The following is a 13,744-nucleotide window of genomic DNA, read 5'->3' on the forward strand; positions in this document are numbered from 1 at the left end:
ATTTCCCTGCCCAGTTTGGCCATGAGGTAGCCGCCAACCCCCAAGATTACCCTGAGCTAGTGAACTCTGTTTCAGAATTTTTCTTGCCAGTTACGATCGCCAATCGGGAGTAAAATCGAATTCGATCGCGCGAGGCGGCACAACAAATTGATCCGATAAATTATCCAATCTTGTGACAAGTATGCTCAAAATGTTTTTTAATTAAGTAAATCCACCTGATTATAAGTCGTGTAAATGTTAAATTAAGGAAAGCGTTGGTAGAGTAGCCCTTAATTTTTGATTTATGAATTTGCCTAATTTGATTACTTTTTCTCGCTTACTGGGAGTGCCTTTTCTGCTCTACGGTTTGTACGACCCAAGCGCGCAAAGCCGCTGGATTTGCACCGCAATTTTTGTGGTAGCTGCGGCTACTGATTGGCTGGACGGCTATTTGGCTAGGAAGCTGAATCAAATTACCGATTTGGGTAAGTTTCTCGATCCTTTGGTGGATAAATTGTTGGTTCTCGCGCCGCTTTTAGTGTTGATTGAGTTGGGGAAAATCCCGGCTTGGGGAGTGTTTTTGATTTTTGGTCGGGAGTTGACAATTGCGGGGTGGCGTGTTAATAAAACTACGATTTCGGGAGCTAATATTTGGGGGAAGTTGAAGACGGTGAGTCAGATTGTGGCGATCGCACTTTTAATTGCTCCTTTGTCTGAAGGGTGGAATTTTCCCGCATTAATTGCTTTTTGGGTTTCTGTGGCTTTAACTTTGATTTCTGGCGCTATTTATCTGTGGCCGGAACAGGAAATAAAAGAAAAGTAAGGGAGTTTTATATCATTAAACACGCGCTTTCCCCCAGTCCGGCAGGGGTTGAAACCCCTGCCTCAAAGCGAAAGTCCTCTAAAGAGGACTGTTAAAATCATCAGTCCTCTTTAGAGGACTTTCGCTATTAGCCGGGGGTTTAAACCCCCGGCGGACTTGTGGAAAAGCGAGGATTTATCAAGATTACTTCACTTTAATAATGACTCCCAGATTTCCGATAGTGCACCGCTGTCACGCCGTCATTTTTGAGCAAATGACCGTTTTCAACAGCCGCATAAACTACCCAGTGATCGCCGCATTCCATCCGACTTATCACTTCGCATTCCAGATAAGCTAGAGCATCAGTCAAAACCGGACAGCCGTTGCTAGCTTCCATTGTTTCGACTCCGGCAAATCTGTCTTCTCCGGGAGCAAAGTTTTTCATAAAATACTTCCGCAACTGTCGCCCTTCGGCTAAGATATTGAGTACAAATTTATCTCCGGCGTACATCAAAGCTTCGATCGATCGATCTTTGGCCACCGCAATCGTCACACCGGGCGGATTAAACGTTGCTTGCGACACCCAGGAAGCCAACATCGCACTGCTAACATCCCCCCGCTTCGCCGAGAGTACGCACAGCGAACCAACCAATCTCCCTACTGCTTGTTCAGTGCGATCGCTCCCCGCTGCTAACTGCGGTTTCGGTGCCCGCAATTTTTGCGCTCGAATCAAAGCTTGAGCAAAATCCGTTCCCGCTTCTTTGCACTCGTGAATCGTCGCCGCCGTCGGCTTAAATTTGGCTCGAATCGGATCAAATCCAATTCGATAGCCGGCATCTTTCAGCTTGTTTTCCACTAAGTCGATCGCCTCTCCACTCCAGCCAAAAGAACCGAAAACCCCCGCTAATTTGCTCTTAGTTGCGGTAGATAAAACAATTCCCAAAGCAGTTTGAATTTGCGTCGGAGCGTGTCCTGCTAGCGTGGGAGTTCCGATGATAAATCCCGCGCATTTCTCGATCGCCTCTTGAATTTCTCCCGGTTCGGCAAATTCGCAGTTGATACTTTCCACCGCAACGCCCGCTTTCGTAATTCCTTTGGCGATCGCCTGGGCTAAAGTAGCCGTATTTCCGTAAGCAGAAGCATAAATCAAAGCAACTGTCAAGTCTTTTGAATTTTGTTGCTGGCTCCATTCCCGATACAAATTGCTCAGTTCATTAAGGCCGTAACGGACGATCGGGCCGTGACCGGGAGCATAAAATGCTGCTGGTAAATCGGCGAATTTATCCATTGCAGTCAGCACTTGTTTGGCCTGAGATGCGTGCAGGGAATCGTAATAATAGCGCCGATCTTCGCTGTAAACGCTCCACCCTTCATCGAATACTTGGTCGCCGCAAACGTGAGCTCCAAACAGTTTGTCAGTGAACACGATTCGAGTTTGCGGATCGTAGGTGCAAAGTTGATCGGGCCAGCGAGGAGTCGGAGTCGCAATGAATTTTAAGGCGTGACCTTTTCCTAAGTTGAGAGTTTCTTCTCCCCGAACGATCATAATGTTTAACTCTTGTTCGGGAAAAGCGGCGCGCAAACTAATTGCGGCGGGATTCGTGCAAACCAAAGCTACTTCAGGAGCTAAATCTAACAGACCTTTAATTGTTACTGACCTGTTAGCATTGAAATGCCCCAAAATTATGTAATCCAGCTTGGTCAAGTCCACCCGTTGCTGCAAAAATTCCAGGTAATTTTGAGTAAAAGATTCCCCAGGCGGGTCGAACAAAGCAGTTTTGTCAGCTTGAATAATGTAGCTATTGGCTGTCGTACCCTTTTGCAGCGAATACTCGACTTCAAATTTGAGTCGATCCCAAGTGCGCGATCGCAGAATAAAAGTATCGAGTGCGATCGGGATAAACTGTACGTCGCGGGGTTTGGCATCAGATGCGAGTCTAGGAGTCAAAGTGTTAGTCATTAATTGCACCTATGAGAAACTGAACTACAGAACTTCTTTTGATTTCGTGCCAAAACTTGGTATCTACAATATCAAACCTTGCGCCTCTACCCTGTAAATTGGTATCCAGGTCAATCAGAAATTCCCTGGTTTTCAAATCATCCCCAATTTGGATAAAGCTCACTCCAATTTCTTCGTCTTTATCTATTTTATTTGCTGCACTTACAATAATTTCAGCTACAGCAGCGGTATTTTCTGGTTTTTGATCTAGGACTACAACAATTATTGCTCCGTTCTTGCCTTTGGCATTTGGTTGGCTGGCGAAATAATCGTTAAAAGTTGCTTTCAGAGCTTCTTCCAAATTAATTTCAGTGGGGTTTGCTGAATCCGGTTGCGTATTTTGTCGCTGCAAAATTTCAGCTAACCGGGCAACATTTGAATTTTTATACTCCCACATAGGAGTAGAAGCTTCGTAAAGGGTGATGCCGTCGCTGTCAAATTGCTGACATTTTTTTGCTAAGTCGATCAGAGATGCCTGTGCTTCTACCCAATCCTCGTACCAAGGATGGTGAGGGTCTCTGCTGGCATCGCTTCTGGCAATAATAATTGTGTAATCTCGGTCTTCTAAAAGATTGGCAGGCATTGGCAATTCCTAAGAGTGAAAATGGAAAAGCAAAAGGTAAGAAAAGGCTTATGGCGCACCGTAAGTTTAGCTGCCGGTAAGGTTCGCCATAAGCACCCTACGTTAAGAGTTTTTGCGTAGGTAAGGTGCCGCATAAGCACCCGAACTTCCTACCTAATAATGATTTCCGACTTTTCGGTGGTGAACGGCCGGCAGTGCATCTGGATTGGAGACGCGGCCGCTATCGACGATCGCATATACGATATGATGATCCGAAAGTTCCATCCGGCTGACTACTTCGCACTCCATGTAAGCCAAAGCATCTGTCAAAATCGGAGAACCGTTGGTTGCTGGTTGAGTTTTAACTCCGGCAAATCGATCGGCACCAGGAGCAAAACGCTTTAAAAAGTGCCTCATCAAAGTTTGATAATTGCCTTCTTCGAGCACGTTGAGAACAAATTTATCTCCCGCGTGCATCATCGATTCGATCGCCCGATCCTTCGCTACTGCTATTGTTAAACCCAGCGGTTTAAAGCTGGCTTGCGTTACCCAAGAAGCCAACATCGCACCGCTAACCTCGCCTTTTTGAGCGGTAATGATGTACAGTCCGCCGCTGATCCGTCCCAAGGCTTTATCGAGGTCGCTATCGAGGGCCTTCATCTGTTTGACAGCCTTGTCCCGCGTCAGCCACTGTCCCAAGTCAGTGCCGGCTTCGTCGCAAAGTTGATAACTCGCTTCTGTCGGCGTTTCTTTAATTAAAATGTTGGGAAATGCTTCTTTTAAACCCAACTCTTTGAACTTGTTTCGCAGCGGGTAAATAGATACGTCATCGCCACCGCCGGATTCGCACAAACCGAAAGATTGTTTGTTGTTAGCCGCAACTAAAATTGTGTTGATAACAGCTTCGGCATTCGCAGCAGCAGTACCACTACTCGGCGGCGAACAAATCACGATACCGGCGGCGGTACCGACAAGTTCGCGGGCTTCTTGCAAGTCGGCTATTCTCAAATCCATCATTTCCACAGCAACACCGGTTTTGGTGATACCGTGGGCGATCGCTTGGCTGAGTCGATCGCTCCATCCGTAGTCGGAAGTGTAAAATACCGCTACAGTGGTTTCTGCCTTAGCTTGCGCTTGGCTCCACTTTTTGTAGCGTCCGGTAAGTTCGACTACGTTGTGCCGCAGCAAAGGCCCGTGACCGGTCGCAACTGTACCGATTTCTCCCAATTCTGCCATCCGCTTCATCGCAGCGAGTACCGATCGAGCATTGGGAGCCATCAAACACTCATAATAAAAGTGGTAATCTTCCTCAACTGCTGCTAAATCGTCATCGAAGGTGCTGTCGGAACAGTAGTGCATCCCGAAAGCATCGCAGGTAAACAGCACTTGAGTTTTGCTGTCGTAGCTGAAAATAGTATCAGGCCAGTGCAAGTTCGGCGCCGATACGAATTCGATAATGTGGTCGTTTCCTAAATCTAGTTTGTCCCCGTTTTTTACTACCAATCGCTCAAATGGTTGGTGTACAAGGTTTTCTAAAAATTGAATTGCTACTTTCGCCCCCACGACAATCGCTTGGGGTGCCAGCGCCAGCACGTCTTTGACTAAACCGCTGTGGTCTGGCTCGGTGTGGCTGATAATTAGATAGTCAATCTCTTTGGGGTCAATTTCGCCCGTCAGAGTTTCCATGTATTGCTGGCGAAACTTCTCGTGCGAGGTATCGACGAGGGCTGTTTTTTCACCGCGAATGATGAATGAGTTGTAAGTTGTACCGTTTTTGAGTCCGAATTCGATGTCAAAGCGGTCTCTCTCCCAGTCCAGGCATCGAATTGCCGTTGTATCAGGGGCAATTTCGACTTTTTCCACCGTCAATCTGCGTTGGACTCGTTCAGTCAGCGCTACCATCAGTGCCTCCTTGTCTTTTACCCATTACCTTATTGTTTCCATTCTGACACGTTTCTTTTGTAAATCTTTATCAAATTTCCTATCACTCAGTTAAGCATCCCAAAAGTGATATCTATCTATTGACAAAAAGCTAATATGTGTGGTATAGAAACCAAGTTCGATCGGTTGGGCGATCGAGGTACTGAGTTTTGCATGGAAATTGCGATCGAGGAGTCAATTAGTTAGTAGCAACTTAAAAGCTGTACAAAATGTGCAGTAAGACGATCGAATAAAAAAATCCCAAATCCACAAGCCAAAATCGATTAAGTGATGTAAAGCTATGTCTGAAAGTTCCTTTGAGAAAACTAATTTGGGTTGGCAATTAGGACAGTCGCAACAACGATTGCAGGAGTGGTGGGAACTAAAAACTGCCCAAAATATACCCAATGTCAAATTGCCATCTTGGTTTGATTCCCCCATCTTGGGGGCGATCGCTAAAGCCGCCTTTTGGTTAATCTTAGCATTGCTCGCAGTCTGGGCGAGTTGGCAGATTTGGCAACTTTTACGTTTTTATATTCATAATTTCAAAAACAGGAATCAAACAACTGATGGAAGTGCGAAAAACACAATTAAAGATTTGTCGGTAGCAGAGTGGTTGTTGCGATCGCAAAAATTGCAGCAACAAGGGAAATACCGCCAAGCTTGCCGCTGTCTTTACATGGCGATGTTGCAGCGGTTAAATGATGCGGGAACCGTGGTTGACCAACCCAGCCGCACTGATGGCGAATATTTGCAATTAATCCAGCAATTACCCCAGCCAGTGCCTTACGAAACTTTGATAAGAATACATGAGCAACTATATTTTGGGAATAGGGAAGCTGACGCCTCAACCTTTGAACAGTGTCAGCAAGCTTATCAACAAATTAAGGATTAAGTAAGTAAACGCAAAAAAACAATAATATCCAATCGATAATTTTAGGGTCGGGTTTTACAAACAATAATTACCACAAACCAACAATCTCAAAAACCCCCACCCAATAGCCAATTGCAATCTACTTTTTTCAATATACAAGAGTTCAAGGTCGTACTCGAATAATGCGCGTAGCATCTAAGAGTACGACCTTGAAAGGGTGCTATCAGACCGAAGTAGCAAATGGGTTGAAAGCCAGGAAACTAGCACCACCAATGGGATTCTGGTCGAGGCAGCCCACAATCAGCCATGTAGGTGAATCCCATTAGTTGTCGGTGCCAGCGACTGTCACACAGCGAAGATTTTACCCGCGCACCTCACTTTCTTGAAAAAAGCTGTAGTGAGGAATCAGACTGATAAAAAGCATTTAACTACTTGCGGGACATATTAGTAGAGCAAGGATTCCTCGCCCTACTAACAGCCTTAGATGAGAGTGATACTTGTTGCCGCTGTACTGCCGAAACTGTAGCCCGCAGTGGGGTTAGCAAGACCTAAGCGCACAGTCCCATTATTGGTACTAAATGCGTTGTCTTGAAGAGTAAAGGTTTGGCTGAGTTGGCCGTCGGCGAAGGACAACGTGCCGCCAGTGGGGCCGCCCGGGTCAAGCAGGTAGTCGGAACCATATACAGGTGCAGGACCGGCGCCTGGAGTACCCGCCAGAATAATATAATCAATCGATGCTGCACCTAAGCCGCTTGAGCGGGTAACTGTAACCGTTGTGTCGCCCCCCTGAGTGGCGATCGTGCCGTAATTAGACGCACTATACTGGAAGACATTGCCAGATGCACCGCCGCTACCGTCAATAATGTCTAGTCTTGCTGTTGACGGAGTGCCGACGGGGCCGTTGTTGAGAAATAGGTTAACAGTCTCAGTCATTTCAGGCACAGTATCAGGATTGACAAAGATGCTGAACGTCGTGGAAGTTACCCCAGGGCCAAAGTTGAGTACACCAGCACGAGAGGAATAATCAACCGCAGTTCCAGTTGATAGGGCGGTGCCGTCAAGAGTACTGTAGCTAATCGTTGCAGTCCCCGTATTAGGGCCGATGCGATTGACTGTCACCGTAGCAAAGCCAGATGATTCCTGAGTGCTGAAAGTAGGCGCACTAAAAACAAACTGGGTTGCTGTTGATGTTGCTGGAGTCGGAGTTGTCCCCGGAGTTGGCGGCACATCATTAATCGTCAAAATTGACGGACTACTGGCGACATTGCCACCGAAGAGCACCAAATTCACCGTTTCCGGCGATTCCAAAATCGAATCAGTCAAAGCCGTCACAGTGAAACTAGCGGTAGTTACCCCCGCATCAAAATTCAACACCCCCGCCGCCGTTCCAGTGTAATCCGGGGCACTGCCTGTTGAACTTGCCGAACCGTCAAGAGTAGCGTAGTTAATCGATGCAGCCGCCGTGCCACCGGTGCGAGTAACGTTAATCGTAACCGGGCCGCCTTCAGCCACCGTGTAATTTGGTTGGGCGAACTGGAAGATACTTGGAGATGTCACCGTCGGAGTTGGCGCCACAGTTGTTGACACCACATCATTAATCGTCAAAATTGACGGACTACTGCCGACATTGCCACCGAAGAGCACCAAATTCACCGTTTCCGGCGATTCCAAAATCGAATCAGTCAAAGCCGTCACGGTGAAACTAGCGGTAGTTACCCCCGCAGCAAAATTCAACGTCCCCGCCGTCCCAGTGTAATCCGCTGGTGAACTTGCCGAACCGTCAAGAGTAGCGTAGTTAATCGATGCAGCCGCCGTGCCACCGGTGCGAGTAACGTTAATCGTAACCGGGCCGCCTTCAGCCACTGTGTAATTTGGTTGGGCGAATTGGAAGATACTTGGAGATGTCACCGTCGGAGTTGGCGCCACAGTTGTTGACACCACATCATTAATCGTCAAAATTGACGGACTACTGCCGACATTGCCACCGAAGAGCACCAAATTCACCGTTTCCGGCGATTCCAAAATCGAATCAGTCAAAGCCGTCACGGTGAAACTAGCGGTAGTTACCCCCGCAGCAAAATTCAACGTCCCCGCCGTCCCAGTGTAATCCGCTGGTGAACTTGCCGAACCGTCAAGAGTAGCGTAGTTAATCGATGCAGCCGCCGTGCCACCGGTGCGAGTAACGTTAATCGTAACCGGGCCGCCTTCAGCCACCGTGTAATTTGGTTGGGCGAATTGGAAGATACTTGGAGATGTCGGCGTCGGCGTCGGCGTCGGCGTCGGCGTCGGCGTCGGCGTCACATCAAGGCCTTGATATTGAATACTCCGCACTAGGTAGTCGGAACTATCGCTTTTGGGGGATGTGCCGAGGTAGGCAGCGGTGGGGCTATCGTAGGCTTTGGCGGAGAACCGTAATTCGTCAAAAGCAACGCTAGTGGAATTTGCTTGTATCTGGAATGTGAAATTGCCATCGGTACGATCGCCAATGAAAGTCACTCCATCTGAAGACACAGAGAGAGGTTTTGGAGTGGCAGGAGCGTTGACGCGAGCGATCGTAAAATTGCTTGCCGATACCTCCGCCCCATTATTAAAGAGTTTCAGCAAACCAACTTCATTGCCTTGATCGCCCAGATCTGTTTTGACACCCAATGCACTGAGGCCGATCGTGGCGCTAGTGATGTCTTTGTTATCTGCCCATTTCACCCTCAGCGTCTGAGATTGATTGGTGTTGGGGTCATGGTTGATTTCCGCCCGAATTTTAGTGGGGTCGGTAAACCAACCACTATAAGAGCCTAGGACACCAATACCAGGCTCAGCGCCGTAGCTCAACCCGCTTTTAGGGTTTTCGTTCGTTGCTAACGTGAGGTTGCTGATGGGAATAGGGTTAGTGTAGTTCGTTTCAAAGCCATCAAAAGCTATCCCAGACAGTTGGATGCCTTGATTCTTGGCGGCAGTAGGCCATTGTGTAATTAGGTCAGTGACACTGCTGTAATTAGTGTTTTGACCCAAAGAACCAGTGATTGAAGTAGCCATAGCTTCTCCTTTGATGATGAGTAATTAAGGATTAGAAGTGAGTGAAAACCAGAGGTTGGGCTTTCTTGTAGCGATCGGTCACTGCAAGAAAAATTCCCTCATAGATGCAGGTAAATCAAGTAAAAATGCTTGCCCAATAAGCCTCTGAAGGTATTATTGCCCCCGATTAAATGTTGAGTGTAAATAATTACACCTACTTAGACACATTTACATAGATATGTCTAACTTTCATCCTCAATAAGTTTTATCCGGACAAATTGCGATCTTTTTTTCAGCCCTATAAAAAGCGGGTTTTCCACATCTGTAGAGGAGAGCTTAAATCCCACATTCCGGGCCCCCCAAAAGGCCGCGTTCACTGCTTCAGCGGACAGAAGTGAATCCGCAGAGACAATTATGAGTAAAAATACTTATGATTTTATATCTCTAAGCATCACCCAGTTGGGAATTTCTGAAAATTGGGGTTCGGGCGTAAGTTAAATCTGATTTCAGTGAACTAACCTGACGGTCAACGGATTACCGTTAGACCGCAGGCTTCTTTTTCCTTTTTTTTCTCATGCTTTTTTGAGTGACGGAGTTCCCCCGCCACTTTTGTAACTCAGACCAATCTTTCTAATAAGTTTGGCTGAGTTTTCATCCCGATCCAAAGATTCCCCACATTGGCAGGAATGCCACCGTTCCGATAATTCTTTCGGGACTTTATTGAGGCAATTCCAGCAATGCCCAGATGTGCCCTTTGGGTCAACAAACAAAACGCTTTTACCTAATTTCCAAGCGACATATTTCAGGACGTTGGCGAATTGCCCGTGAGCAGCATCAAGCATGGATTTATTCAAACCGCTTTTAGCTGATTGACCGTTCGGCAAATAAACCAAATTACCATTTTCAATGTCAGTATACGGCTTAGCACGTCTAGTTAGATTTTTGACACTCAAATCCTCAACAACTAAAACATTACATTTACCGAATAGCTCATGTGCCGTTTTGAATTGAAAATCTAGTCGGGATCTAGCTACGAATTGATGGAGTCTGGAAACCTTATCCTTGATAATTTTCCAAGGCTTAGAACCCTTAACTTTTTTAGCTAATTTCACTTGAAGCCTTGCTAGTTTTTCAGCCGACTTCCTCAAAAATCTAGGATTCTCAACTTTTTCACCATTAGAAAGGTAAGCGTAATTAGTAATTCCTAAATCGATACCCAAAGTGTTTTCGACCGTCGGCTGAATTTCTGCAACCGTTACGGGAACCGTCTTATCTTCTAGCGTTAAGGAAATATACCACCCATCCGCTTCTGGGATAACTGTACCCGTCTTGACCTTGAAACCCGTTGGTATTGGACGATGGAACACCATCGGCACTTGACCTATTTTTGCCAGGTCAATACAAATCCTATTTTGCTCGTCCTTAACAATATTTAAATTGTCTAATTGAGGATAAGTAAATGATTTGTAATAGTGAAGCCCCTTAAATCTTGGCTTGCCTCTACGATTGCCATTCTTATCGGGTGTAGTAAAGTTTGAAAAGGAAGTTTCAACTCTGTTGACCACATCTTGCAAAACCTAAGAATCCAACACTTTGTAATCAGGAAACAGTTTTTTTGTGTTTTTCAAGTCAGCAAGTTGAATTGTCTGCCACTGTACATATCCGCCTTCAATGTTTGAGAAAACATCACCTTTTTTAGTCAAAGGATTGCCTGATTCATCCTTTTTCCTGCCATCCCTAGTTTGGACTCTCGTCAAAGGAATATTTCGATAAATCTCCTCAACGGGGACTATCGAAACAATCAAGGGACAAGCGTTTATGGGTGTTCTCGTGGTTTCCCACCACCTGAATCTTTCGCCTAATCGGTAGTTGTACTGCCGCCGACAAAGTTCTAGGTGAGCCACAATCGTTGTTGATTGAGCTTTCGTGGGTTTGAGGCGGTATTTGTAAGTGAGTTGCATTTCTAAACTTCCTGTTTTCGACCTTTGAATAGTATAGTTTATGTACGTCCAAAATGCCACCCCAAAAAATATTATTTCAACACTTGGAAAAAGCATCTAAAATCAAGATGTTCCCGAAGATTGATTCGTGATAGGCGAGCTTAATTGTTGGTTTCCGTTCCTCCACCCAACGCTTCTGGACATCACGCTCGGTAATTTAGTCGGGGTACTTCGCGAGCGCTCAGATTAATCCCCTCTAAATATACCGAGGGACTTCCCGGCTGGGAGTTAAAAATGCGTTAGCGAAGCTGGCCGTAGGCGGCGTTGCTGATTTACGGTATGAAACGCTAAATATGCCCGTCCTAGAAACCACTATCCACAAAGCTTTTGGATTTTAAAGTTATTTTTTTCATACCCTCATTAAGCAACGCCAAGATGTCAAATGGGTTCTATACTACTGCCAGAGTGACAAAACAGGGTTAATCTGACTAAAGCAGGAATTATGCACTTACCCTCCTCTGATTTGTCAGAGGCAACTCTACAATAAACTCACTTCCTTCGCCAACCTGACTGACGCAACGGATCTTGCCACCGTGAGCTTGGACAATTACCTGATAGCACACTGAAAGTCCCAAACCAGTGCCTTTCCCCACAGGTTTAGTAGTAAAAAATGGGTCAAAAATCTTGTCTTGAATTTCCGCAGGAATTCCACTTCCCGTGTCGCGGACAGAGATTGTTACCCAGTCCGGCTCGCTTTGCCAACTGCGGATAGTTAATTCCCCCGGTTTGCTCGTTGACTGCAGCGCATCTAAAGCATTGTCAATCAAATTATAAAATACTTGGTTAATTTGACTGGCATGACATTGGACGGGCGGCAAACGGCCGTATTGCTTGTCTATTTTGATATTGGTTTTTAGCTTATTTTGCAGCATCAAGAAACTGCTTTCTAAACCTTCATTCAAATCTACTGGTTTTAATTCAGCGTGGTCTAAACGAGAAAAATTTCGCAGCGTCATCACGATCGAGCGAATCCTCCCGCTTCCTTCCCGCATAGAATTGAGCAGTTTACCAAAGTCTTCTCGAATGTAATCGAGTTCTAGTTCTTCATTGATTCTGACAATTGCTGCCGCTGCTTCCGGGCAGGCATTTCCTGCCACTTCTAGAGCTTCGTTCAAGGCTTTAAAATATTCTTGAGCGTGAAACAAGTTAGCGTGGATGAAATTGTTGGCGTTGTTAATTTCATGAGCAATTCCCGCTACCATTTGCCCCAAACCTGACATTTTTTCGCTTTGAATCAATTGCTGCTGCGCCGATCGCAATTCTTCTAACGCAGCCTGCAACTGCTGGGTTTGAGCTTGAGATTTTACCGCAGCGTCTTGGACTTGGCTGTAAAGTTCTGCTTGCTGAATGGCGATCGCCATTTGGTTGGCTATTTGGGATAGCAACTCCATTTCTTGCCGCTGCCAATTGCGGGTATCCCCGCACTCGTGAGCAATCAGCAAACCCCACAGCCTACCGGGATATTTAGGATTATAGCTTCCGGCTGTGTCGGAGGTATTTTCTTCAGTTCTGGATGTAACAATCGGCACAATCAGATTAGCTTTTACCTGCAAACTATCTAAGAAATCGACATGACAAGGCTCTAAACCAGCATTAAAAATATCATTAATTGCTTTGACTCGCCCTTGCTGGTAAAGATCGGCGTAATCTCCCCGGAAACACTTATCAGCCCCCATATCTCCTAAAATTGAAGGCCAAGGAACAGTCATGTTTTCAACAACAACTTTTCCTTGCCAGTTGTCTTGAAACTGATAGATAATTACTCGATCGCACTGCAAGAGTTGGCGGACTTCCCTCACCGCTGTTTCCAGGATAGTTCCCAGATCCAGGGTACTGCGAATTTGGTTGCCGATCAGCCGTAGCAGCGATTCTCGTTCGGCTTGGCGCCTGGTTTTACTGTAGAGTTTGGCTTGATTGATCGCGATCGCCAATTGCGATCCTACCCCTTCTAAAAGCTGCCTTTCCCAATCAGTCCATTCCCGTTCGCGATCGCACTGATGCAAACCAATTATGCCATTCACTTCACCTTGATAGCGAGTAGCTACTGCCAGCATTGACTTAATTTCCAAAGCTTCGGCAATTTTTCGGGTTTGTGGATTTAATCCCGGAAAATCGAGAAACTTCGTCACTGCTAAGGACTCTTGCTGAGACACGACGGCTGCCAAATGCGGGTTGTCACTCATCGGTACTTTCATTCCCAGTTGGATTGGATAGTCCCCCGCGTTGTACTCTCCGCGCGTGACTAAAGTTTTTTCTGTATTTGATTCTTTGACTAAAATGCTGACGCGGCTGCACTGTAACGCTTGCCCCAGCAATCTGCAGGCCGATGTCAAAATTTCTTCTATGTCAAGTGTACTGCGAATTTCGTTATTAATTTGGTTCAGCAAGTTTGATAACTGAACTTGCTGCTGCATCTGCACGATTAGGGCTTTTTGTTGGTCTACTTCCGGCAGCGAAAGACTTTCTTCCTGCCTCCAATTTTCAGATTCAGGCAACCGCGAAGTTACTCTCTGCCAGGGGTTTTCGTGTTCTTGTATTTTTAAAGACATATTTACTCAGCCGTTGTACAGTATTTTGATTGAGTCGGGTTTTTTAA

Annotated in this window: 9 protein-coding genes; 2 read left to right on the plus strand and 7 right to left on the minus strand. The window is 46.1% G+C overall.

The genetic code is table 11. The features are described 5' to 3' along the window. Positions 1-283 precede the first annotated feature (283 nt). On the plus strand, positions 284-802 hold the full coding sequence (gene pgsA / locus QT990_RS01605; protein ID WP_333464834.1) for a CDP-diacylglycerol--glycerol-3-phosphate 3-phosphatidyltransferase: 519 nt from the start codon (positions 284-286) through the stop codon (positions 800-802). 193 nt (positions 803-995) lie between these two features. On the opposite strand, the gene QT990_RS01610 is transcribed toward pgsA, so the two are convergent. From QT990_RS01610 to QT990_RS01620, 3 genes are all read right to left on the minus strand, one after another. Continuing rightward, entirely contained in the window at positions 996-2,741 is a 1,746-nt protein-coding gene (locus QT990_RS01610; RefSeq protein ID WP_333412403.1) for a diflavin flavoprotein, read from the minus strand. Continuing rightward, positions 2,734-3,363 (minus strand): hypothetical protein, encoded by a 630-nt coding sequence (locus tag QT990_RS01615; protein ID WP_333464835.1) that lies wholly within the window; start codon positions 3,361-3,363, stop codon positions 2,734-2,736. Before QT990_RS01615 ends, QT990_RS01610 begins: the two co-directional genes overlap by 8 nt. Positions 3,364-3,516: 153 nt before the next feature. Beyond that, the gene (locus tag QT990_RS01620) at positions 3,517-5,244 is read right to left on the minus strand and encodes a diflavin flavoprotein (RefSeq protein WP_333464836.1); all 1,728 of its coding nucleotides are present in this window, start codon (positions 5,242-5,244) and stop codon (positions 3,517-3,519) included. 319 nt (positions 5,245-5,563) lie between these two features. Between QT990_RS01620 and QT990_RS01625 the strand changes: the two genes are divergently transcribed. After that, the gene (locus QT990_RS01625) at positions 5,564-6,157 is read left to right on the plus strand and encodes a DUF4129 domain-containing protein (RefSeq protein ID WP_333464837.1); all 594 of its coding nucleotides are present in this window, start codon (positions 5,564-5,566) and stop codon (positions 6,155-6,157) included. 459 nt (positions 6,158-6,616) lie between these two features. Here the strand turns inward: QT990_RS01625 and QT990_RS01630 are convergent, their stop codons facing one another. The 4 genes from QT990_RS01630 to QT990_RS01645 all read right to left on the minus strand — a co-directional run bounded on the left by QT990_RS01630 (position 6,617) and on the right by QT990_RS01645 (position 13,697). Beyond that, positions 6,617-9,169, minus strand: a complete 2,553-nt coding sequence (locus tag QT990_RS01630; protein WP_333464838.1) for a Calx-beta domain-containing protein — start codon at positions 9,167-9,169, stop codon at positions 6,617-6,619. A gap of 551 nt (positions 9,170-9,720) precedes the next feature. Next, positions 9,721-10,713 (minus strand): transposase, encoded by a 993-nt coding sequence (locus QT990_RS01635; protein ID WP_333141479.1) that lies wholly within the window; start codon positions 10,711-10,713, stop codon positions 9,721-9,723. Between the two features lie 12 nt (positions 10,714-10,725). After that, positions 10,726-11,109 (minus strand): helix-turn-helix domain-containing protein, encoded by a 384-nt coding sequence (locus tag QT990_RS01640; RefSeq protein ID WP_333141477.1) that lies wholly within the window; start codon positions 11,107-11,109, stop codon positions 10,726-10,728. 479 nt (positions 11,110-11,588) lie between these two features. After that, positions 11,589-13,697, minus strand: coding sequence for a GAF domain-containing protein (locus QT990_RS01645; RefSeq protein WP_333141475.1), 2,109 nt, complete (start codon positions 13,695-13,697; stop codon positions 11,589-11,591). Positions 13,698-13,744 lie beyond the last annotated feature (47 nt).

The sequence above is a fragment of the Microcoleus sp. T3_B1 genome, assembly GCF_036700445.1.
Classification (GTDB): Bacteria; Cyanobacteriota; Cyanobacteriia; order Cyanobacteriales; family Microcoleaceae; genus Microcoleus.

What these genes read in the sequence shown, in the direction of transcription:
- QT990_RS01615 (WP_333464835.1), bottom strand. Translation starts at nt 3,363, where the DNA reads ATGCCTGCCAATCTTTTAGAAGACCGAGATTACACAATTATTATTGCC.
- QT990_RS01625 (WP_333464837.1), top strand. Translation starts at nt 5,564, where the DNA reads ATGTCTGAAAGTTCCTTTGAGAAAACTAATTTGGGTTGGCAATTAGGA.
- QT990_RS01620 (WP_333464836.1), bottom strand. Translation starts at nt 5,244, where the DNA reads ATGGTAGCGCTGACTGAACGAGTCCAACGCAGATTGACGGTGGAAAAA.
- pgsA (WP_333464834.1), top strand. Translation starts at nt 284, where the DNA reads ATGAATTTGCCTAATTTGATTACTTTTTCTCGCTTACTGGGAGTGCCT.
- QT990_RS01645 (WP_333141475.1), bottom strand. Translation starts at nt 13,697, where the DNA reads ATGTCTTTAAAAATACAAGAACACGAAAACCCCTGGCAGAGAGTAACT.
- QT990_RS01630 (WP_333464838.1), bottom strand. Translation starts at nt 9,169, where the DNA reads ATGGCTACTTCAATCACTGGTTCTTTGGGTCAAAACACTAATTACAGC.
- QT990_RS01640 (WP_333141477.1), bottom strand. Translation starts at nt 11,109, where the DNA reads ATGCAACTCACTTACAAATACCGCCTCAAACCCACGAAAGCTCAATCA.
- QT990_RS01610 (WP_333412403.1), bottom strand. Translation starts at nt 2,741, where the DNA reads ATGACTAACACTTTGACTCCTAGACTCGCATCTGATGCCAAACCCCGC.